Raw genomic sequence first — 20,575 nt, 5'->3', positions numbered from 1 at the left:
CACCGCCGAACGCCGGAACTTCAGCTTTCGGTGGCGAGCGCGGCCCGTACCGCGTCCTCCACGGTGGGGTGCGTGAAGGTGAAGCCGGCCTCCAGCAGCCGGCGCGGCAGCACCCGCTGACTGCCCAGCACATCCTCCGAGAACTGGCCGAGCGCCACCCGCAGCAGCGGCGCCGGAGCCGTGAACACGGTGGGCCGGTGCAGCACTTCGCCCATCACCCGGGTCGCCTCGCGGTTGGTGACCGGGTGCGGCCCGGTCAGGTTCACCGGCCCGGACAGGCCCGGTTCCTCGGCCAGCAGGAAGCGCAGCGCCGCGATGTGGTCGGCCAGCGAGATCGCGCTCCAGAACTGGTTGCCGTCCCCGAGCCGCCCGCCCAGACCCGCCCGGAACAGCGGGAAGAGCCTGCCCCACGCCCCGCCCGAGCGTGCCACCACCAGGCCGGTGCGCGCGTACACCGTACGGACCCCGGCCTCGGCCGCCGGCACGGCCGCCGCCTCCCACTCGCGGCAGACGTCCGCCAGGAAGCCGCTGCCCGCCGGTGCGTCCTCGTCCACCGGGTCGGTGCCGGTGTCCCCGTACCAGCCGATCGCGCTGCCGCACACCAGCGTCCGGGGCCGGTCCGCCTCGGGCAGCGAGGCGATGGCGGCGGCGATCGCGGCGGTGCCCAGGACGCGGCTGTCCCGGATCTCCTGCTTGTAGCGGGCGGTCCAGCGGTGGTCGCCGACCCCGGCCCCGGCCAGGTGCACCACGGCCTCGCAGCCGGCGAGGGAGGCGGCGGTGCTCTCCTGCTGCCGGCCGCTGGGGTCCCACCACCGCTCGTCCGCCGCGCCGGGCGGGCGGCGCACCAGCCGTACGACGTCGGTGCCGTCCGCGCGCAGGGCGGAGGTGAGGGCGGTGCCGATCAGACCGGAGGAGCCGGTGACGGCGATACGGGGGCGGGGGGTGGCGGCGGGTCGCTGTGATCGCTTGGGCATGGCGGCCATGCTAAGCGCGGAAGCGGGCCCACAATCGGGGGTAGGCCGTGGCCAGTACGCCGGAGTCCTCGAAATCCACCGGTGAGCCCTCGGGTTCCTCCGGCGGTTCCTCGAAGCCGAGTTCGGGCAGTTCGACGCCGGTCAGCCGCTCGTAGGCGTCGTACGCCGCGTAGCCGACCTCCTCCGCCTCGCCGTCCTGCTCGGGGTCGAAGTCGGCGGGGAGCAGTTCGGCGAGGGCGTCGGGGTCGTGCAGCGCGCCCTCGAAAACGTGTCGGCCCTGGGCGATGAGCCAGCAGCGGAAGTTCTCGAAGCAGTCGTCGCTGGCGCCGTCCAGGATCACCCAGGCGGCGCCCCACAGGTCCCAGCGGTAGGAACGGTTGAAGCGGGCCTCGAAGTGGCGGGCGAAGTCGGTGACGGATTCCGGATCGAGGTCGCTCAGGCGTTCGACGATGAGGTCGGCGGTCACCACCGGGTCGTCCTCCGCCCCTTCCCGGGCGGCGTCGACGATCTCCCAGAAATCCGTTTCGTCCATCACGGGACAAGGATCCGCCGCCCGGTCGCGACACGCATCCCGAGACCACCGGAAAGTACGACAGAGGATGTCGGGTTTCGCTGTCAGGGTGACTTCCGTACGCACGCGAGGCGGCGTACGCGGCACACAACGAGCAACGCGCAGCACAACGCACGGAACGGAAGGACACACGTGTCAGACCTGGAAACACAGACCGCACCCCTCGCCGGGAAGATCGCCCTGGTCGCCGGAGCCACCCGGGGCGCCGGCCGGGCGATGGCCGTGGAACTCGGCCGGGCGGGGGCCACCGTCTACGCCACCGGCCGCACCACCCGGGCCGCGGTCAGTGAGGTCGGCCGGGCCACGGAGACCATCGAGGAGACCGCGGAACTCATCACGGCGGCCGGCGCGGACAGCGGCAGCGGCGGTACGGGCATCGCCGTCCCCACCGACCACCTCGTACCCGAGCAGGTGGCTGCGCTCACCGAGCGCATCGACCGGGAGCGGGGACGGCTGGACATCCTGGTCAACAGCCTGTGGGGCGGCGATCACCTCTTCGGCGTGCACTCCTCCGAACCGATGTGGGAGCTGAAACTGGAGGACGGCCTGCGCATGCTCAGGCTCGGCGCCGAGTCCCACATCGTCACCAGTCACTACGCGCTGCCGCTGCTGGTCCGCAACCCCGGCGGCCTGCTCGTGGAGGTCACCGACGGCACGGCCGAGAGCAACAGCGAGTACCGGCAGAGCTTCTTCTACGACCTCGCCAAGTACGCGCCGATCCGCATGGCCTTGGGCCTGGGCGAGGAACTGAGGAAGCGGGAGTGCACGGCGGTCTGCGTCACCCCGGGTTTCCTGCGCTCGGAGACCATGCTGGACACCCACTTCCTGGTGAGTGAGGAGAACTGGCGGGAGGGCATCGAGAAGGACCCCGGCTTCGCCGTCGCGGAGTCCCCGGTCTACCTGGGCCGCGGCGTCGCCGCCCTGGCGGCCGACCCCGAGGTGGCGCGCTGGAACGGGAAGTCCCTCAGCAGCGGTGACCTGGGCAGGGAGTACGGCGTCACCGACACCGACGGCTCCCGGCCCGACGCCTGGCCCTTCTTCAAGGCGCTGGCCGAGGGGAAGAACCCGGACGCGGCCGACTACCGCTGACCCTCATCCGGCTCATCCGGCTCATCAGGCCAGGGGCAGCAGGGAGCCGGCGAGGAGGCTTCCCGGCCGGTACGCCACGCACATGACGTCCCGGTCACCGATGTCCCAGGTGGCGGCGGTCGGCAGGACGGGATAGAAGTCCAGGCCGGCCGCCGCCTCCCCGGGCCAGTACGTACGGAACCCGCGCCCGCAGCTCTCCCGGGCGAACGCCGCCACCCGCTCGCGGTCGAAGGCGCCGTCCGGGGCGGCCACGAAGCCGTACACCTGGTTGGCGGCACCCTCCTCGTCGCACGGCACGTAGCGCACCATGACCTCGCCCGCCGCCGGGGAGCGGGCGGGGTCGGTGAAGCACTCGCCGCCCTCGATGGCGAGGACGCCGCCGCTCTCGGCGGTGAGGAACGTGTCGCCCTTGCGGTCCGGCGCGGCGGGCCCCGGGGCCGGGGCGGCGTCGGCGGCGGGCAGCAGCGCCACGGCCACCAGCGCCAGCGCGCCGCAGAACACCGGGACCGCCCCGCGTCCGGGTCTGGCTGCCATCCGCCCGCTCCTCGTACCTCGTCCGTGTCCGACCGGCCGGAAACTATCCCGTTCCGGGGACACTTCGGCGAACGGACGGCAAACGGTCAAAGGCCGCACGGCGCCCGGAACCCCACCACCCATGAGGTGGCGCAGAGTTCACCCCGTGGCAAGGCGGCAACAGGGGATTGTTCGGCTGATCCTGGCTGAATCCACACGCCTTGGGCACCAGGCCCGAGGAGGACAAACCGAACTCGCCCGTGAAGGGTTCCTCATTCCGTGACTGTCAACACCGCACGCTGGACCATGGCGTCCACGCGTACCAAGGTCGCCGTGCTCGGCGGCGCCACGCTGCTCGCCAGCGGCGTGCTCGCCGGCCCGCTGGCCTTCGGTGACTCTCCGACCGACCCCACGCCGCACCCGGCGGCGGAGACCCACAAGCCCTCCCCGATGCCCGACCGCGTCATGCTGACGCCCACCACCACCCCGGCGACCAGCCAGAACGTCACCTGGCGGGCGGAGGCACCGGCCGGTTCGTCCCAGGCCCAGATCCTCAAGGCCCCGCGCGGCCTGGGCGATGTGAAGCCCGCCGCCGGTGAGGTCACCACGGTGCAGGCCGGCCCCGCCACCCCGGTCAACACCAACCTGGGCTACGCCTCCACGTACCACACCGTCTCCTTCTCCGACCTGGAGCCGGACACCCGCTACACCTACCGGGTCGGGGACGGCGTCAACTGGAGCGAGTGGACCGACTTCACCACCGCGGCCGAGGGCCTGGAGCCGTTCTCCTTCATCTACTACGGCGACGCCCAGAACTACATCGATTCGGCCGTTCCCCGGGTGTTCCGCCAGGCGTTCGCCGACCGGCCCGAGGCGAAGATGATCGTCAACGCCGGTGACCTCATCAACTCCCCCAACTCGGAGGAGGAGTGGGGGCAGTGGTACCAGGCCGGCGGTTTCATCGACGGCCAGGTCAACAACTTCTCCGTCACCGGCAACCACGAGTACAGCAGCGGCCAGCTGTCCGCCTTCTGGCGCCCGCAGTTCCCCTACCCCGACAACGGCCCGGGCAACGAGGAACTCAAGCAGACCGTCTACACGGTGGACTACCAGGGCGTGCGCTTCATCGGCCTGGACTCCAACTTCCAGGGCAACGCCGAGCTGATGGCCGCGCAGACCGCGTGGCTGGAGGGGCTGCTCAGCGACAACCCCAACCAGTGGACGGTGGTCACCTTCCACCACCCCGTCTACGCCATGACCGGCACCCGCAACAACGTCAACGTGCGCAACCAGTGGGGCCCGCTCTTCGAGGAGTACGGCGTGGACCTGGTGCTCCAGGGCCACGACCACGCCTACGGGCGCGGCAACCAGGTCGCCAACCGCGACTCGGTCACCGTCCACAACGGCGTCACGTACGCGGTCTCCGTCTCCGGCGGCAAGATGTACGACCTCAACAACGGCGCCAACTGGACCGACAACGGCGCCGAACTCATACGCCAGGGCGAGAACGCGCAGCTCTACCAGATGATCGACGTCACCGGGGACACCATCCGGTACGAGTCGCGGTTCGCCAACGGCGAGCACAACGACGGCTTCCTCATCCGCAAGAACGCGGACGGCGAGCGCACCGTCAACGAGATCCGCACCGAGGAGAACACCACCGGCGAGCAGGTCACCGTCGACCGCACCACCGCCCGCAAGGGCGACAAGGTCCAGGTGTCGGCGTTCGGCTACGACCCGGACGAGCGCGTCGAGATCCGGCTGCGGACGGTGGACGGCAAGGACAAGGAGCGGGTCATCACCACGGTCAAGGCCGATGAGATCGGCCGCCTGTCGTACTCCCTGAAGCTGCCGAGCTGGGTGAAGAAGAACACCTCCTACGAGGTCTACCTCACCAGCGAGAACCAGCAGATCGACAGCCCGTCGATCGCCATCACCAAGTAGCGCCGCCGGTACGGGTCGTGGGGGCACGACAGCCACCGCGACCCGTACCGCGTCCATCCCGGGAGACCGACGACACCGTGACCGTGACCCACCGCACCCGGCTGCCCGCGCTGGCCGCCACCGCGGCGGCGGCCATCCTCTGGGCCACCGCCGGCCCGGCGGCCCCGCCCGCCGCCGCCCACCCCTTCGGCCCACCGTCCACCGCCACCATCAGCGCGGACGGTGCGACCGTTTCCATCGCCTGGCGCGCCGCCGAGGACGACTGGGTCGCGCTCGGCCAGGCACTCGGCGCCCTGGAGGACCCCGGCACCGGAACCGTCTCCACCACGCTCACCGGCGAGGAGAAGCTGCAACGCTCCGAGGACGTACGGACGTACCTGCTCGACCAGATCTACATCACCCAGGACGGCACCCGCTGCGAGGGCGAACTGACCTCGATGGACGACCTCCTGGCCGAGGGCGCCCGGCTCACCTACCGCTGCCCGGACGACGTACGGGAGGTGGATGTGACGGTCGGCGCGCTCTCCGACCTCAACGAGGCGTACCGCACCATGCTCACCGCCGAGACCCCCGCCGACCCGAGCAGCACCCTGCTCACCGCCACGGACACCACCCGGCGGATGAACTTCTCCTGGTACGCGGGCATGCTGGCCACCCCCGGTCTCGCCGTGGCCGCCGGAACGGCCGCCGCCATCATGGCGGGTGCCGTGGCCTGGGTCGTGATCGGCCGGCGGCGGGCAGCCGGGAAGGCTCGCTCATGAACGACCTCAACAGCCTGGACGGCAAGCTGATCGCCCTCTTCGACGGCCGGGCGGCCTTCTGGGTCGCGCTGCTGGTGGCCCTGGGCGTCGGCGCCGCGCACGCGGTGGCCCCGGGGCACGGCAAGAGCATCACCGCCGCCTATCTGGTGGGGGTGCGCGGGCGGTACCGGGACGCGCTGCGGCTGGGGGTGATCGTCGCGCTCATGCACACCCTGTCCGTGCTGCTGCTGGCCAGCGCCTGGGTGGGGATGTCCGGGGCGGCCGGGTTCGCGACCGAGACCGTCACGGCCTGGCTCCAGGTCGCCGCCGGGGTGGTGGTGATCGGCGTCGGTACCCACCTGCTCCACCGCCACCTGCGCGCCCGACGCCGCCGGCACGTCCACACCCACGCGCACTCCCACAGCCACGACCACGCGCACGGCAATTCGCACACGCACGGCCATGACCACAGCCACGACATCCCGGAGACCTCGCCCTGGTCCCGGCGCGGCCTGACGGCCATCGCCATCTCCGGTGGCCTGCTGCCGTCCCCCTCGGCCTTCCTGGTCCTGGTCAGCGGCATGCTCACCGGCCGCTCCCTCAACGCCGTCATCCTGGTCCTGGCCTTCGGCGTGGGCATGGCCGTCACCCTCACGGGCGTCGGTGTGCTGACCGTGCGCGGCCGTACGCTGCTGGCCGGCCGCGCGGGCGGCTCCCGGCTGGCCGCCACCGTCTCGGCCTGGACCCCGGCCATCGCGGGCGGCGCGGTCACCGCGGGCGGCTGCCTCTACCTCTTCGCAGCCGTCTCCGTCCTGACCGGCTGAGCCTCCCGGCCGCTGACGACCCGCCCCCACAACCGGCCGAGGGCGGTCCGTGGCCGCCGGTGCCGCCCGCGCCGATACGTGATCGGCGCGGGCCGCACCGGATCGGCGGCCCCGACGTACAACGGCACCCGTATCCCCTCACCGTCCACCGGAGCGTCCACCATGGCGTCGGCGTAGTCGATGATCGTGTGATGCAGCCGGTCGACGCACGGCTCGCAGGCGTAGAACGACGCGTGGTACCCGGACGTACGGGCCGGCCCGAGCCACACCACCCAGGTGTGCCGGTTCCCGCACCACAACCAGCACCGCCCGAGCACCCACTCCGAACCTCCCCCAGCCTCCGGCCGGGAGGTGCCCCCACCTCGCCGGGGCGGCACGGGCCGGGCGTGGACGCTCACCGCTTCGTCCGCCGGTACGGACCCGACCGCGTCGCCGTCAACCGCGAGTGCTGATGCAGCACCAGAACCTCCCCACTGGCGAAGTGCAGCCGCCGCCCACCCGGGACGGAGACCAGATCGGCCACCATCAACTGCCGCCCGCCCACGGCGATGACATCCCCGACCATGACCGTGTCCGCCCCGATCTCCACCGCCCGCACCCACACCCCGTTCACCGGGGAACCCTCCGGATCCCCGGCCGCCCGCCCACCGGATGCAGTGCCGCGGGCAGCAGCCCGTACCGCTCCACACACGGCGGGCACGCGTACACCAGCCGGTTCCCCCCTATGTCGGCGACCACCACCAACCGCCCACCCACGGGCTCACACCGCTGCGCCCCGAGCCCGCACGACGGCTCCCCGGTCGCCACCAGTGCTCCGTACAGCGTCTCGCCATCGGTGAGCCCGTCCCCACGGGGCCGTACCACCCACCGCAACCCGTGCCCGGACCCCGCCACCCACGCGGCGGGCGGCACCTCCACCACCTGGCCGCTTCCCAGCACCACCACACCGGCGAGCCGCCACCCGTCGGCAACCCCCGGAAACACCAGCCAGGTCACCACCCCCCGGGCGAAGTCCCCGACCACCCCCCGCGACGCCGCCCCCAGCACGGCGACCGCCCGGGCCCCCAACCTCTCCGGCACCCGCACGGCGTCGAACCACCTGCCGCAGGGCAGCGTCCGGGCACCCTGGAGTGCCGTCGGAAGCCAGCATGGTGAGCCGTTGGCGGCGAGCCCTCCGGCGCGGCTCATCGAGATTCCTGTCGATCGGGTGAGGCGAAACTCTTCGCCCCGACGATGAATACCCCTGCAGGGGACAGGGAGGCGTTGTGCTGCTCCATTGCCGATCCATCCGTCGTTGATCTGGTCCGGCAGATGGTTGTCCATGTTCACCCCCTGAACTGACCCAGCGAGGGTTAGCAGGGTCAGCCGGAGGCGCGGCACCATTCAGCGAAGGCACTCAGCGATTCGGCATCGGATCGCTTCAACCGGCGCAGGGTGCCGACATCCTCACGAACCCATCGGTGCTCCCGGGTGTGCTGTGGGGCGATGTGGCGGGCGGCCTTCAGTGAGTCGAAGGCCTGATCGGGAAGCCCTGCCCAGAGCTGAGCGCGAGCCAATTCGATGTAGAAGCTACTGCGACGTTCGGCCGGGAGATCCGTTGGTGGTGTCCAATTACGGGAGATTTCCAGAGCTCGCGGGACGTGATCTCCACCGAGGGAAACTGAAAGCGAAACCTTGTGCACGATGAGGCTGGCCGGGCCGAAGGCGGTTCCCTGGTAGACACCTTCCGCGACCTGATGAGCCAGGAGGCTGGCCCTTTCCATGTGATCGATCGCAGAAGATGAATTCCCGTCGCGACCTGCCATCACGGCGGCACGCATGTGCAGGGCACCCCGCGATGCTCGTGTCGTCGTGTCTCGCGGAGCCGGGGACTCGTCGAGTGCTCGTTCCAACATCCGAAGCCCTGCGGCATGGGCCTGAGCAGCGAAAAACGTCTCAGCTCGGACGTACGCGACGGTGGCGTCGAGCAACGCGTTCTCGGCACGTGGCGCTGCCCACCGCATGATGTCGATGATGCGCGCCGAAAGATCTGGGGCGCCGTACTTGTAGGCAACCGCATCCGCGGAACGGCAAGCGCTCACCAGCAGGTGGGTAATTTGTGCCGTTTCGTTGCCGGGCGCGATGTGCAAAGCGCGCAGCAATTCAGCCAGTAGCCCGGGTGCTTGACGTGCGACCCGGAGGTATTGGGCTCCGAGACGCCACTCGGCGAGGTTCGCTGTCCCTTTCCTCAATTGGTGCAGGGGACGTACGGGCCCTTCGTCCGGCCAATCGAAGCCGGCCAACACCGCTGACAGAGCCGGCATCTCGTCACGTACCCGGCTGGAAGCGTGCTCTCGATTCCCGTGCAAGCGCAGGACATCAACGCCGAGGGCGGCAGCCAAGGCATCGAGCACCGTCTCGCTGGCGCCCCGGGCGCCTCGTTCGATCTTGCGCAGTGATCCGACATGAATACCGGCAGCTGCTGCAAGTTGCTCCTGGGTAAGACGGGCCATGCGACGCTGGTAGGCGACTCTTCTTCCGACGGCGTGGGCTGTGTCTACAGACATGTGAGGCTCCGGAAGGCGCGCGACATGCTCCGGACCGTACCGGCCAGACAGCGTTGCCGTGCCGCAATCCGGAGAACGCCAGCTACCCGGGGGACACCTCACGGATAACCATGTTCGCCAGTTCATCAAGAGAGCCCACGCTCCAGTCAGCGATGGCGCGGACCTTGGGATCGTCCGCCCACAAGTACCCCCATGGACCCCGCCGGAGATGGGCGGTGCGCAGGCCGGCCGCGTGTGCGGGGAAAACGTCATTGGCGGGATGGTCCCCCACGTACAGAATCTCGTCCGCCGGGTGACCGGTCAGCTCGATCAGGCGGGCGAAGAACTCGGGCTGGGGTTTGGCCACCCCCCATTCGGCGGACACCGCGACCGCGTCGGCAGGCAGTTCCAGCCCGCGCAGCAAAACGCCCGCTCGCTCCGTCTGGTTGCCCGCGATCACTACGCGCAGACCAGAGGCCCGCAAGGATGTGAGCGCGGTCCGCACATCCGCGTACAGGTCGTCCTCTGTCAGATCCTCGCCGCGTCCAGCCGCTTCTCGTGCCGCGTACTCGGCGGCCAGGTCCACGCCCGGCCGCAACAATCGCAGAGCCTCGGCGTTGTCCTGCCCCCGCGCCACCACCGCCCCGACGGTTGCCGACAGTGTGTGCCGGGGCACGTCCAGCCAGTCCGCCCACGCGTTCCAGTACCGGTCGTCGCACGTCAATGTTTCCCCGACGTCAAAAGCCACTGCACGGATCACGCACGCCTCCCTCAAGATCAGGTGTCCCATTGTGTGCATGGCCGCAGAGCCGCCGAGGGGAACGGTTCGCTGTGCCATGTCGGTCACTGGTGGGGCTTGCACGCGATGGCGCGACGCGGTGGACTGCGTGATGACACGGGTGCTGTATCTGATTGGGTGCGCCGCCGGGCCCACTCGGGACATCGATGACGGGGTCCGTGCGGCGCAGACGGCCGGGTGGGAGGTGTGCCTGGTGCTGACGCCTTCCGCCGCCCGATGGTGGGAGGCGCGGATGCCGGAGCTGGTGGAGCTGACCGGGCATCCCGTGCGGTCGCAGTACAAGCTGCCCTGGGAGGCCGATGCGCTTCCGCCCGCCGACGCCATGCTGGTGGCGCCGTTGAGTTGTACCAGTCTCAATAAGTGGGGCCACGGCATCGCGGACACCCTGGCCATCGGGCTGGTGTCGGAGGGCGTGCATCTGGGGGTGCCGGTGGTTGCCGTGCCGTACTTCAACCAGGCTCAGGCGGCACAGCCGGCCGTGCCGCGCAGTATCGAGACACTGCGGCGGCAGGGTGTCCGAGTGCTCACCGGTCCGGACCTCGACCACTACACCCCGCACCCGCCCAAGCAGGGCAGTCCGGCGGCCTTCCCCTGGCGTAAAGCCCTGGCCGCCCTGTGACCCACCTTGCCCGCCGGGACGGCTCCGGGCGCGGGATTCTCGCGCCCGGAGCCGTCCCGGGCCTGGCGGTCCCGGGTCAGCAGCCGCAGGCTTCCGTGACGGGGACGGTCAGCGGGTCGGCGTCGCGGTGCTCGGTGCCCTGATCCGTCTCATATGCAAAGCCTTCGCGCGCCCAGTACTCGAATCCGCCGATCATCTCCTTCACCCGGTAGCCGAGTTCGGCCAGCGCGAGGGCGGCACGGGTGGCGCCGTTGCAGGCGGGGCCCCAGCAGTAGGTGACGACGGGCACCGAGGGGTCGAGGAGTTCCGCGGCGCGTTCGGGGATCAGCGCGGTCGGCAGGTGGAGGGCGCCGGGGATGTGTCCCTGGTTCCAGGACGCCGTGGAGCGGCAGTCGAGGACCACACAGCCCGGTTCACCGCTCGCCAGCGCGGCGGCGACGTCGGACACATCCGTCTGGAAACGGAGCGCCGCGCGGAAGTGGGCCGCCGCCTCGGCGGGGGCGGCGGCGGGCACACGCAGGACGGGGTTGGCGGCGGTGCCGGTGGTGGTGACGGGCACGGGCATGGGCATGGGCACAAGCCTTTCCTGATGCCGGGCGGGTGGGCGGCCGGTTCGTTCACGACAACCGTGAATCTACGGCGGCCCTCCCGCGTTCTGAAGGCTGCATCCACGGCACTTGGTTGTTGTAGCCAGGGAATCCGTGGTACCTCTCCCCAATGACCGCGCTTTCCCTCGATGACGTCGACCGGCGCATCCTCGACGCCCTCCAGCGCGACGGCCGCGCCAGCTTCGCCGACCTCGCACGCGCCGTCTCCATGTCCGCCAGCGCCGTCACCGAGCGCGTGCGCCGTCTGGAGGAGGCCGGCGTCATCAGCGGCTACGCGGCGGTCGTGGATCCGGAGAAGGTCGGCCTCACGATCCTGGCGTTCGTGCGGCTGCGCTACCCGCACAGCAACTACAAGCCCTTCCACGACCTCGTCGCGGCGATGCCGGAGATCCTGGAGGCGCACCACGTGACGGGGGACGACTGTTTCGTCATCAAGGTCGCGGCGCGTTCGATGCGCCACCTGGAGGAGATCTCCGGGCGTATCAGCGGCCTGGGCTCGGTGACGACCAGCGTCGTGTACTCCTCCCCGCTGCCCCGGCGCCCCGTCCGCCCCTGACACCGGGCCCAGCCCCCGAGCCTCTCAACTCCGCAGGTACGCCGGCCCCGCACTCGCCCGCGGGCCGGGTGCTCATCGCCAGGACAGTCGAGCCGACCCGGGGCTCGTTCCTCCTCGCCCGCTGATCGCGGGACAAACCCGTTGGCGTGGTGGTGTTTCGCGGGCATCCTGCGACGGTGAGTGTGACGAGGTGCGCGGAGTGCGGAGCGGAGGCGGCCGGTTCGACCTGTGAGGAGATGTTCGATCGGCTGCTGGCCCTGGACCATTCCCGGCAGGAGCCGTGGGGGCCGCTGCACGGCGTCGTGGTCGCCTGCTACCTGCTCCAGCATCCCGGGAACCCCGTCGCCGGGCCCGGCAGGCCGGGGACGCGCCTGGTGGTGCTCCGGGCGTTCCTCGACGGGGGACGGGAAGGGCTCCGCGCGCTGACCGGCGCGCTGCGCCGGGGCAACTCCCGCCGGCGGCACGGTGCGCCGCCGTGGCCGGGGGCGGAGCCGGAACTGCCGGAGCGGCCCGCGCCCACCACGTTCGGGGTCACCATCGCCGATGTCTCCGTGGCCGGCGGTTTTCCAGCCGCCGGCCACGAGCAGCGGGTCCGCGCCTGGGCCGCCGTCACCCTCGCCGCCTTGGCCGGCGACGACGCGCGCCGACCCCCGGGTCAGGCGTAGAGCGCCGCCGAGCGGCGCGTCGCCTCGGCGAAGCGGCGGCGCAGGTCCGCCGGGGCCAGGACCTCCGCCTCGGGGCCCAGCGCCAGGAGTTGCTCGAAGGCGACGTCCTGGGACTCCACCGGCAGCACCACCGTGATCCGGCCCGCCCCGTCCGGGGCGCCGGCCGCCGCCAGGGATTCCTCCGCCGCCGTACGGTCGGTCACCCGGCGCAGGGCCCGGGCACCCGTCTCCGTCAGGCGCACCGTGACCGTCTCGCGCAGGATCGAGCGCGCGAACTCCCTGGCCCGTTCCTCCCAGAAGGCGGGCAGGTCGAAGGAGTTCTCCCGCTCGAAGCGCTCACCCGTCGCCGTGGCCGAGGTGAAGCGGTCCACCCGGTAGACCCGTACCGACGCCCCCACCCGCGCCGCCAGGTACCACACTCCGGCCTTGAGGATCAGGCCGTACGGGGCCAGCGTCCGCTTCTTCTCCCGGTAGACCACGCTCAGCTCCGCGTCGTCCCACACCGCCTCCGCCACCACCGGCAGCAGTGGCGGCGGGTCGGCCGGCTGCCACCAGCCCGGGGCGTCCAGGTGGAAGCGCTGCGCCGCCGAGTCCGAGGCGTCCGCCAGGTCCGGTACGAGCGCCGCCGAGACCTTCAGCCGGGCCGCCGACGCCGCGTCCGCCAGGCCCAAGGCGTGCAGGGCCATGGGGACGCCCGACAGGAACAGCGCCTCCGCCTCGTCCCGCCCAAGACCCGTCAGCCGCGTGCGGTACCCCCCGATCAGCCGGTAGCCGCCGGACCTGCCCCGGTCCGCGTACACCGGGACGCCCGCCTCCGACAGGGAGGCGATGTCGCGCTGGACGGTGCGTTCGGAGACCTCCAGTTCTGCCGCCAGCTCCGCCGCCGTCATGGTCCGGCGGGACTGGAGCAGCAGGACCACTCTCATCAGGCGGGCGGCTCGCATGCCGCCATCATCACAAACGGCGAAGGGCCCGCCCACCCCCGATCCGGGGACGGGCGGGCCCGATGGCCGCACGCGGTTACAGGCCGTAGGCCTCGCGCGCCGCCAGTACCGTCTCGCGCTTGACCTCACCGGACCGGGCCAGCCGGTCCAGCGCCGCCACCACGATCGACTGCGGGTCCACGCCGAAGTGCCGGCGGGCCGCCTCACGGGTGTCGGAGAGGCCGAAGCCGTCCGTGCCGAGCGAGGAGTAGTCCTGCTCGACCCACTGACCGATCTGGTCGGGCACTCCCCGCATCCAGTCGCTCACGGCGAGGACCGGGCCCCGCGCGCCCCGCAGCGCACGCGTCACGTACGGGACCCGGTCTTCCCCTCGAAGCTGCGCCGCGTCACAGGACAGGGCGTCACGGCGCAGCTCGCTCCAGGAGGTGGCGGACCACACGTCGGCGGCCACGCCCCACTGCTCGGACAGAAGTCGCTGGGCCTCAAGGACCCAGTGGATGGCCGTACCCGACGCCATCAGCTGAACCCGCGGCGCCTCCGCCGAGGGGGCCTGCCCCTCGTTGAAGCGGTACAGACCGCGCAGGATGCCTTCCTCCACGCCCTCGGGCATGGCGGGCTGCGGCTTCGGCTCGTTGTAGACCGTCAGGTAGTAGAAGACGTCCTCGGCGTCCGGGCCATACATCCGGCGCAGACCGTCCTTGACGATGACGCCCACCTCGTACGCGAACGCCGGGTCGTACGTCAGCGCCGCCGGGTTGGTGGAGGCGATCAGCGGCGAGTGACCGTCCGCGTGCTGCAGGCCCTCACCGGTCAGCGTGGTGCGGCCGGCCGTGGCGCCCACGATGAACCCGCGGCCCAGCTGGTCGCCCAGCGCCCACATCTGGTCGCCGGTGCGCTGCCAGCCGAACATCGAGTAGAAGATGTAGAACGGGATCATCGGCTCGCCGTGCGTGGCGTACGCCGTGGCCGCCGCCGTGAAGTCGGCCATCGAACCGGCCTCGGTGATCCCCTCGTTCAGGATCTGGCCGTTGACGGCTTCCTTGTAGTGCAGCAGCTGGTCGCGGTCGACCGACTCGTAGGTCTGGCCCAGCGGCGAGTAGATCCCGGCGGACGGGAACATCGACTCCATGCCGAAGGTACGGGCCTCGTCGGGGACGATCGGCACCCAGCGCCGGCCCGACTCCTTCTCCCGCATCAGGTCCTTGACCAGCCGGACGATCACCATGGTGGTGGCGACCTCCTGCGAGCCCGAGCCCTTCTCCAGCGCCTTGAACGCCTTCTCGGACGGCTCCGGCAGCACCACCTGGTGCACCCGGCGGGCCGGGGCGAGACCGCCCAGGGCCGCGCGCCGCTCCTGGAGGTAGCGCACCTCGGGGGAGTCGGGGCCGGGGTGGGCGTAGGGCACCAGGTCGCCGGACAGCTCGCTGTCCGGGATGGGAAGCTCCAGCAGGTCCCGCATGGTGCGGAACTGCTGCATCGTGAGCTTCTTCATCTGGTGGTTGGCGTTGCGCGACTGGAAGCCGTCGCCCAGCGTGTGGCCCTTGACCGTCTGGGCCAGCACCACGGTCGGGGCGCCCTTGAACTCCACGGCCGCCCGGTACGCGGCGTACACCTTGCGGGGCTCGTGGCCACCGCGCGAGGTGTGGAAGCACTCGGCGATCTTCGCGTCCGGCAGCGAGGCGCCCAGCTGCGCCAGCGCCGGGTCGGTGCCGAAGAAGTGGTCGCGGATGTAGGCGACGTCGCGGGTGGCGTACGTCTGGAACTGCGCGTCCGGTACCTCCCGCAGCCGCCGTACCAGCGCGCCGGTGGTGTCGGCCCGCAGCAGGTCGTCCCAGGCGGAGCCCCACAGGGTCTTGATGACGTTCCAGCCGGCCGCCCGGAACTGCGCCTCCAGCTCCTGCACGATCTTGAAGTTCGCGCGCACCGGGCCGTCGAGCCGCTGGAGGTTGCAGTTGATGACGAAGGTGAGGTTGTCCAGACCCTCACGCCCGGCCAGCGCCAGCGCGGCGGTCGACTCGGGCTCGTCCATCTCGCCGTCGCCCAGGAACGCCCACACGTGCGAGGCGGAGGTGTCCTTGATGCCGCGGTTCTCCAGGTAGCGGTTGAACCGCGCCTGGTAGATCGCCGACAGCGGGCCTATGCCCATGGAGACGGTGGGGAACTCCCACAGCCACGGCAGCCGCCGCGGGTGCGGGTACGAGGGCAGGCCGGCGCCGCCCGACTCCTGGCGGAAGTTGTCCAGGTGCGCCTCGGTGAGGCGGCCGTCGAGGAAGGCGCGGGCGTAGATGCCGGGGGAGGCGTGGCCCTGGATGAACAGCTGGTCGCCGGAGCCGGGCGCGTCCGCCGCGTCCTTGCCGCGGAAGAAGTGCTGGAAGCCGGTCTCGTAGAGCCAGGCGGCGGAGGCGAAGGTGGCGATGTGGCCGCCCACCCCGTACCGGGCGCCCCGGGTGACCATCGCGGCGGCGTTCCACCGGTTCCAGGCGGTGACGCGCGCCTCCAGGGCCTCGTCACCGGGGAACTCGGGCTCGGCGCCGGTCGGGATGGAGTTGATGTAATCCGTCTCCAGCAGCGAGGGCACATCGATCCCGCTGGCCTGGGCGTGCTCCACCGTGCGGCGCACCAGCTGGCCGGCCCGGTGCGGGCCGGCGGCGGCGGCCACGGCGTCGAGGCTCGCGCCCCACTCGGCGGTCTCCTCGGGATCACGATCCGGCAGCTGATCGAGCGCGGAGAGCCGAAGGCGTACGGGATCGGGCATGGGTGGCCCCCTTCCGGACAGGACAATGTCATGCGGGTGTAACAACGGTTCGCTGATGACTGTAAGCCCGTGATCGATGATCGATCAAAGGTGGGTCGTAAAAAAACGCTCAGAACGGGGAAATTGGCATCCTGTGCCAGGACAATTGCGCATCTTCAGACGCCATGTGCACCCTGTGCCACCCCCGCCGGGTCCCCGTCCGGCGCCTCCCGGCCCTCCGGAACGTGCGGCGCGCAGTTCAGCACATGCGCCTTCACCAGCTCACCGATCCGCGGATCACCCCGCGTGAACGCGTCCAGCAGCGCCTGGTGCTCCTCCGCGTACGACTGCTGCCGCGTCCCCAGCCAGCGGATCGACAGCGCCGTCCACACCTCGATCCCCAGCGACTCCCAGGTGTGCAGCAGCACCCCGTTCCCCGAGGCGCGCACCAGCTCCCGGTGGAAGGCCACCGTGTGCCCCACCTGGGCCTCCGCGTCCCCCGCCCGGTCCGCCGCGTACAGGGCCGCCACATGCGGCTCCAGCGCCGACACGTCGCGCGCCAGCCGACCCGCCGCCAGCTCCGCCGCGATCTGCTCCAGACCGGCGCGCACTGGATAGGTCTCCTCCAGCACGGACACGGTCAGCGCCCGCACCCGCACCCCCTTGTTCGGGGCGGACTCGATCAGCCGCAGCGCCTCCAGCTCGCGCAGCGCCTCGCGTACCGGCGTCTGGCTGACCTCCAGCTCCACCGCGATCCGCCGCTCCACGATCCGCTCGCCCGGCTGCCAGCGCCCGCTGACGATCCCCTCGACGATGTGCTGACGGATCTGCTCGCGCAGGGAATGCACGACCGGCTGACTCATGAGTGACATCACGCTCCCTGGTACTGGCTGCCCTGGGGGTGTCTTCACAGTCCCGCCTGCCCCGCGACTCCCCCAGCCTGGCGGCTGGGAGGTGCCCCCAGGCACGGCACCTCGCTGCGTTGTCGCACTTGCGATGCACCGCACCTGGGGGCACCTCCCGGCCGAAGGCTGGGGGAACCGCGGGGCCCGCCCTTCGGGCGGACGGCGCTACTGTGAAGACACCCCCCAGAACAATAGGCCGCGCCCCGCCCGGAATGCTCCGGACGGGGCGCGGCCCGCGGTGTCGCCGTGGCCTTACAGACCCAGCTCACCCTCGAACTCGCCGGCCTCCAGGCGGGCCTTCACGTCCGCCAGGTAGCGGGCGGCGTCCGCGCCGTCCACCAGCTGGTGGTCGTAGGAGAGCGTCAGGTACACCATGTCGCGGATCGCGATCGTCTCACCCAGCTCGGGGTGGTTGATCACGACAGGACGGCGCACCGTGGCACCGATGCCCAGCTCGGCGACCTGCGGGTAGTTCACGATGATCGTGTCGAACAGCGCACCGCGCGAACCGGTGTTGCTGATCGTGAACGTGCCGCCGCCCATGTCGTCCGGGCTCAGCTTGCCGGAGCGGACCTTGCCGGCCAGCTCGGCGGTCTTCTTGGCGATGCCCGCCAGGGAGAGGTCGCCCGCGCCCTTGATGACCGGGACCATCAGGCCCTTCTCGGAGTCCACCGCGATCCCGATGTTCTCCACATCGTGGTACGTGACGGTGTCGTCGTCGTTGAGCTTGGCGTTGACGGCCGGGTGGACCTTCAGCGCCTCGGCCGCGGCCTTCACGAAGAACGGCATCGGGGACAGCTTGGTGCCCTCGCGCGCCAGGAAGGACTCCTTGGCCCGCGCCCGCAGCTTCATGATCCGGGTGACGTCCACCTCGACCACGGTGGACAGCTGCGCCTGGTTGTGCAGCGCCTTCATCATGTTCTGCGCGATGACCTTGCGGATCCGGGTCAGCTTCACCGTCTGGCCGCGCAGCGGGGACGGGGTCTGCGGAGCCGGGGCGGCCTTCGCGGCGGCGGCCGGGGCGGCGGCGGGCGCCGCGGCGGCCTTGGCGGCCTCGGCCGCGGCGAGCACATCCTGCTTGCGGATGCGGCCGCCGACACCGGAGCCGGTGACGGTGTTCAGGTCCACGCCGTTCTCGCCGGCGAGCTTGCGCACCAGCGGGGTGACGTACGCGCCCTCCGCGGCCGGCGCGGGGGCCGGTGCCGCGGCGGCCGGAGCCGGAGCGGGTGCGGGGGCAGGCGCGGGCGCCGGTGCCGGAGCGGCCGGAGCCGGGGCGGGTGCGGCGGCCTGGGGGGCCGGCGCGGGAGCCGGGGCGGCCGGAGCCGGAGCGGCGGCCGGGGCGGGCTCGGCAGCGGCCGGAGCGGCGTCCGCCGCACCGATCACGCCCAGCTTGCCGCCGACCTCGGCGACCTCGTCCTCGCCCACCGTGATCTCCAGCAGGGTGCCGGAGACCGGCGCCGGGATCTCGGTGTCGACCTTGTCGGTGGAGACCTCCAGCAGCGGCTCGTCGGCCTCGACCGACTCGCCGACGGCCTTCAGCCAGCGGGTGACGGTGCCCTCGGTGACGGACTCACCGAGCGCGGGCAGCACCACGTCGGTGCCGGAGGCGGCACCGCCGGCCGGCGCCGCCGGAGCGGCGGGGGCGGCCGGAGCCGGGGCCTCGGCCTGCGCCGGGGCGGGCGCGGGCTCGGCCGCGGCGGGCTCCGCGGCCGGGGCTGGGGGCGCCCCCTGCCGAAGGCTGGGGGAGGGAGCGGCGGCCGCCCCCGTACCGTCGTCGATGATCGCCAGCTCGGCGCCCACCTCGACGGTCTCGTCCTCGGCGACCTTGATGTTGGTGAGAACACCGGCGGCGGGCGCCGGGATCTCGGTGTCAACCTTGTCGGTGGAGACCTCGAGCAACGGCTCGTCGGCCTCGACACGCTCACCCTCGGCCTTCAGCCAGCGGGTGACGGTGCCCTCGGTCACGCTCTCGCCGAGCGCCGGAAGGGTTACGGAAACCGGCATGGTTTCTGTTGCTCCTTACGAGATGTGCGGTACGGATGGTGGCGCGCTCTGGTGGGCAACGCGGCCTGGGTCAGTCGTGGGAGTGCAGCGGCTTGCCGGCCAGGGCCAGGTGGGCCTCGCCGAGCGCCTCGTTCTGCGTCGGGTGCGCGTGGATGAGCTGCGCGACCTCGGCGGGCAGCGCCTCCCAGTTGTAGATGAGCTGAGCCTCGCCGACCTGCTCGCCGAGCCGGTCGCCGACCATGTGGACGCCGACGACGGCACCGTCACGGACCTGCACGAGCTTGATCTCGCCCGAGGTCTTCAGGATCTTGCTCTTGCCGTTGCCGGCCAGGCTGTACTTCAGGGTGACGACCTGGTCGGCCCCGTACCGCTCCTTGGCCTTCGCCTCGCTGATGCCCACGGAGGCGACCTCGGGGTGGCAGTACGTCACCCGCGGCACACCGTCGTAGTCGATCGGCACCGGCGACAGACCCGCCAGCCGCTCCGCGACCAGGATGCCCTCGGCGAAGCCGACGTGCGCCAGCTGCAGGGTGGGGATGAGGTCACCGACCGCCGAGATGGTGGGCACGTTGGTGCGGCAGTACTCGTCCACCAGCACGTGGCCGCGCTCCATGGCGACCCCGGCCTCCTCGTAGCCCAGGCCCTGGGAGACCGGGCCGCGGCCGATGGCCACCAGCAGCAGCTCGGCCTCGTGGACCTTGCCGTTGTCCAGGGTGACCCGGACGCCGTCGGCGGTGTACTCCACGCCCTTGAAGAAGGAACCGAGGGAGAACTTTATGCCGCGCTTGCGGAAGGCACGCTCCAGCAACTTCGAGCTGTTCTCGTCCTCCGCCGGAACCAGGTGCGGCAGGCCCTCGATGATCGTGACCTCGGTGCCGAACGACTTCCACGCCGAGGCGAACTCGACGCCGATGACGCCACCGCCCAGCACGATCGCCGACTTCGGGACCCGGTCCAGGACCAGCGCGTGGTCCGAGGAGATCACCCGGTCGCCGTCAATGGTCAGACCCGGCAGCGACTTCGGGGTGGAGCCGGTCGCCAGGAGGATGTGCCGGCCCACGTAGCGCTGGCCGTTCACATCCACGGAGGTGGCCGACGACAGCCGGCCCTCGCCCTCCACGTAGGTGATCTTGCGCGAGGCGACCAGACCCTGGAGCCCCTTGTAGAGCCCCGCGATCACCCCGTCCTTGTACTTGTGCACCCCGGCGATGTCGATACCGTCGAAGCTGGCCTTCACGCCGAACTCCGACGCGTCGCGGGCGGCATCGGCTACCTCACCGGCGTGCAGCAGGGCCTTGGTGGGGATGCAGCCGTTGTGCAGACAGGTGCCGCCCAGCTTGTTCTTCTCGATCAGGGCGACGTCCAGGCCCAACTGCGAAGCGCGCAGGGCCGCGGCGTAACCGCCGCTGCCGCCACCGAGAATCACCAGGTCGAAAACGGTGCTGGCGTCGTTCGCCACGTCACGTTCCTCCAAGCATGGGGTTCACCGGAACCCGGTCCACATCGACCGGCCGGCGGTATATGTACGCCGCGTGGTGTGATGCGCGGCTCAATGTGGCTC

Annotated in this window: 21 protein-coding genes; 7 read left to right on the top strand and 14 right to left on the bottom strand. The window is 71.3% G+C overall.

Features of this window, described 5'->3' with window-relative positions; genetic code table 11:
• Positions 1–20: 20 nt before the first annotated feature.
• Both ACTFAP_RS05805 and ACTFAP_RS05800 read right to left on the bottom strand, forming a co-directional pair.
• Positions 21–983, bottom strand: a complete 963-nt coding sequence (locus ACTFAP_RS05805; protein ID WP_400009290.1) for a TIGR01777 family oxidoreductase — start codon at positions 981–983, stop codon at positions 21–23.
• Between the two features lies 1 nt (position 984).
• Entirely contained in the window at positions 985–1,506 is a 522-nt protein-coding gene (locus ACTFAP_RS05800) for a DUF4240 domain-containing protein (RefSeq protein WP_390117036.1), read from the bottom strand.
• Positions 1,507–1,677: 171 nt separating this feature from the next.
• On the opposite strand from ACTFAP_RS05800, the gene ACTFAP_RS05795 reads away from it, so the two are divergent.
• Entirely contained in the window at positions 1,678–2,634 is a 957-nt protein-coding gene (locus tag ACTFAP_RS05795; protein ID WP_495683689.1) for an SDR family oxidoreductase, read from the top strand.
• Between the two features lie 24 nt (positions 2,635–2,658).
• Here the strand turns inward: ACTFAP_RS05795 and ACTFAP_RS05790 are convergent, their stop codons facing one another.
• On the bottom strand, positions 2,659–3,168 hold the full coding sequence (locus tag ACTFAP_RS05790) for a hypothetical protein (RefSeq protein WP_500468383.1): 510 nt from the start codon (positions 3,166–3,168) through the stop codon (positions 2,659–2,661).
• A 258-nt stretch (positions 3,169–3,426) separates the two neighbouring features.
• Here ACTFAP_RS05790 and ACTFAP_RS05785 point away from each other — a divergent pair, with 258 nt between their 5' ends.
• The 3 genes from ACTFAP_RS05785 to ACTFAP_RS05775 all read left to right on the top strand — a co-directional run bounded on the left by ACTFAP_RS05785 (position 3,427) and on the right by ACTFAP_RS05775 (position 6,655).
• Complete coding sequence (locus ACTFAP_RS05785; protein ID WP_500468382.1) at positions 3,427–5,091, top strand: purple acid phosphatase family protein; 1,665 nt, start codon at positions 3,427–3,429, stop codon at positions 5,089–5,091.
• A 77-nt stretch (positions 5,092–5,168) separates the two neighbouring features.
• Entirely contained in the window at positions 5,169–5,852 is a 684-nt protein-coding gene (locus ACTFAP_RS05780; RefSeq protein WP_500468381.1) for a hypothetical protein, read from the top strand.
• Complete coding sequence (locus tag ACTFAP_RS05775) at positions 5,849–6,655, top strand: nickel/cobalt transporter (protein ID WP_500468380.1); 807 nt, start codon at positions 5,849–5,851, stop codon at positions 6,653–6,655. Before ACTFAP_RS05780 ends, ACTFAP_RS05775 begins: the two co-directional genes overlap by 4 nt.
• Here ACTFAP_RS05775 and ACTFAP_RS05770 read toward each other — a convergent pair.
• From ACTFAP_RS05770 to ACTFAP_RS05750, 5 genes are all read right to left on the bottom strand, one after another.
• On the bottom strand, positions 6,619–6,972 hold the full coding sequence (locus ACTFAP_RS05770; protein WP_500468379.1) for a hypothetical protein: 354 nt from the start codon (positions 6,970–6,972) through the stop codon (positions 6,619–6,621). The genes ACTFAP_RS05775 and ACTFAP_RS05770 overlap by 37 nt on opposite strands.
• A gap of 77 nt (positions 6,973–7,049) precedes the next feature.
• A complete protein-coding gene (locus ACTFAP_RS05765; RefSeq protein ID WP_500468378.1) occupies positions 7,050–7,268 on the bottom strand; it encodes a hypothetical protein in 219 nt (72 codons plus the stop codon).
• On the bottom strand, positions 7,265–7,843 hold the full coding sequence (locus ACTFAP_RS05760; protein ID WP_500468377.1) for a hypothetical protein: 579 nt from the start codon (positions 7,841–7,843) through the stop codon (positions 7,265–7,267). The genes ACTFAP_RS05765 and ACTFAP_RS05760 overlap by 4 nt, the downstream gene beginning before the upstream one ends.
• Before the next feature lie 173 nt (positions 7,844–8,016).
• On the bottom strand, positions 8,017–9,201 hold the full coding sequence (locus ACTFAP_RS05755; RefSeq protein WP_500468376.1) for a helix-turn-helix domain-containing protein: 1,185 nt from the start codon (positions 9,199–9,201) through the stop codon (positions 8,017–8,019).
• Between the two features lie 82 nt (positions 9,202–9,283).
• Positions 9,284–9,940 (bottom strand): HAD family hydrolase, encoded by a 657-nt coding sequence (locus ACTFAP_RS05750; protein WP_500468375.1) that lies wholly within the window; start codon positions 9,938–9,940, stop codon positions 9,284–9,286.
• 130 nt (positions 9,941–10,070) lie between these two features.
• Between ACTFAP_RS05750 and ACTFAP_RS05745 the strand changes: the two genes are divergently transcribed.
• Positions 10,071–10,598, top strand: coding sequence for a flavoprotein (locus tag ACTFAP_RS05745; RefSeq protein WP_436981239.1), 528 nt, complete (start codon positions 10,071–10,073; stop codon positions 10,596–10,598).
• Positions 10,599–10,674: 76 nt separating this feature from the next.
• Here ACTFAP_RS05745 and ACTFAP_RS05740 read toward each other — a convergent pair whose 3' ends face one another.
• Entirely contained in the window at positions 10,675–11,163 is a 489-nt protein-coding gene (locus ACTFAP_RS05740; protein WP_500469414.1) for a rhodanese-like domain-containing protein, read from the bottom strand.
• Between the two features lie 152 nt (positions 11,164–11,315).
• On the opposite strand from ACTFAP_RS05740, the gene ACTFAP_RS05735 reads away from it, so the two are divergent.
• On the top strand, positions 11,316–11,762 hold the full coding sequence (locus tag ACTFAP_RS05735; protein WP_500468374.1) for an Lrp/AsnC family transcriptional regulator: 447 nt from the start codon (positions 11,316–11,318) through the stop codon (positions 11,760–11,762).
• A gap of 176 nt (positions 11,763–11,938) precedes the next feature.
• Positions 11,939–12,427 carry a DUF5946 family protein gene (locus ACTFAP_RS05730; protein WP_500468373.1) on the top strand — a complete coding sequence of 163 codons (489 nt, stop codon included), beginning with the start codon at positions 11,939–11,941 and terminating at the stop codon, positions 12,425–12,427.
• Here ACTFAP_RS05730 and ACTFAP_RS05725 read toward each other — a convergent pair.
• From ACTFAP_RS05725 to lpdA, 5 genes are all read right to left on the bottom strand, one after another.
• Positions 12,418–13,371 carry a helix-turn-helix transcriptional regulator gene (locus tag ACTFAP_RS05725; RefSeq protein ID WP_500468372.1) on the bottom strand — a complete coding sequence of 318 codons (954 nt, stop codon included), beginning with the start codon at positions 13,369–13,371 and terminating at the stop codon, positions 12,418–12,420. The two genes, ACTFAP_RS05730 and ACTFAP_RS05725, sit on opposite strands and share 10 nt — an antisense overlap.
• Before the next feature lie 76 nt (positions 13,372–13,447).
• Positions 13,448–16,126, bottom strand: a complete 2,679-nt coding sequence (aceE, locus tag ACTFAP_RS05720; protein WP_500468371.1) for a pyruvate dehydrogenase (acetyl-transferring), homodimeric type — start codon at positions 16,124–16,126, stop codon at positions 13,448–13,450.
• Between the two features lie 155 nt (positions 16,127–16,281).
• Entirely contained in the window at positions 16,282–16,968 is a 687-nt protein-coding gene (locus ACTFAP_RS05715; protein WP_500468370.1) for a GntR family transcriptional regulator, read from the bottom strand.
• A 294-nt stretch (positions 16,969–17,262) separates the two neighbouring features.
• Positions 17,263–19,014: a 2-oxoglutarate dehydrogenase, E2 component, dihydrolipoamide succinyltransferase gene (sucB, locus tag ACTFAP_RS05710; protein ID WP_500468369.1), complete on the bottom strand. Its 1,752-nt coding sequence runs from the start codon at positions 19,012–19,014 to the stop codon at positions 17,263–17,265.
• Between the two features lie 70 nt (positions 19,015–19,084).
• Positions 19,085–20,473 carry a dihydrolipoyl dehydrogenase gene (gene lpdA, locus ACTFAP_RS05705; protein ID WP_451748803.1) on the bottom strand — a complete coding sequence of 463 codons (1,389 nt, stop codon included), beginning with the start codon at positions 20,471–20,473 and terminating at the stop codon, positions 19,085–19,087.
• Positions 20,474–20,575: the final 102 nt, after the last annotated feature.

The organism is Streptomyces sp. PH9007 (assembly GCF_059813725.1).
This window is presented reverse-complemented; position numbering and strand designations above follow the sequence as displayed.

Bases quoted from the DNA above. Each gene is read 5' to 3' on its own strand.
- ACTFAP_RS05760 (WP_500468377.1), bottom strand. From the start codon at position 7,843: ATGAGCCGCGCCGGAGGGCTCGCCGCCAACGGCTCACCATGCTGGCTT.
- ACTFAP_RS05725 (WP_500468372.1), bottom strand. From the start codon at position 13,371: ATGCGAGCCGCCCGCCTGATGAGAGTGGTCCTGCTGCTCCAGTCCCGC.
- ACTFAP_RS05775 (WP_500468380.1), top strand. From the start codon at position 5,849: ATGAACGACCTCAACAGCCTGGACGGCAAGCTGATCGCCCTCTTCGAC.
- sucB (WP_500468369.1), bottom strand. From the start codon at position 19,014: ATGCCGGTTTCCGTAACCCTTCCGGCGCTCGGCGAGAGCGTGACCGAG.
- ACTFAP_RS05790 (WP_500468383.1), bottom strand. From the start codon at position 3,168: ATGGCAGCCAGACCCGGACGCGGGGCGGTCCCGGTGTTCTGCGGCGCG.
- ACTFAP_RS05800 (WP_390117036.1), bottom strand. From the start codon at position 1,506: ATGGACGAAACGGATTTCTGGGAGATCGTCGACGCCGCCCGGGAAGGG.
- ACTFAP_RS05735 (WP_500468374.1), top strand. From the start codon at position 11,316: ATGACCGCGCTTTCCCTCGATGACGTCGACCGGCGCATCCTCGACGCC.
- ACTFAP_RS05805 (WP_400009290.1), bottom strand. From the start codon at position 983: ATGGCCGCCATGCCCAAGCGATCACAGCGACCCGCCGCCACCCCCCGC.
- ACTFAP_RS05745 (WP_436981239.1), top strand. From the start codon at position 10,071: ATGACACGGGTGCTGTATCTGATTGGGTGCGCCGCCGGGCCCACTCGG.
- ACTFAP_RS05740 (WP_500469414.1), bottom strand. From the start codon at position 11,163: ATGCCCGTGCCCGTCACCACCACCGGCACCGCCGCCAACCCCGTCCTG.
- ACTFAP_RS05755 (WP_500468376.1), bottom strand. From the start codon at position 9,201: ATGTCTGTAGACACAGCCCACGCCGTCGGAAGAAGAGTCGCCTACCAG.
- aceE (WP_500468371.1), bottom strand. From the start codon at position 16,126: ATGCCCGATCCCGTACGCCTTCGGCTCTCCGCGCTCGATCAGCTGCCG.
- ACTFAP_RS05715 (WP_500468370.1), bottom strand. From the start codon at position 16,968: ATGAGTCAGCCGGTCGTGCATTCCCTGCGCGAGCAGATCCGTCAGCAC.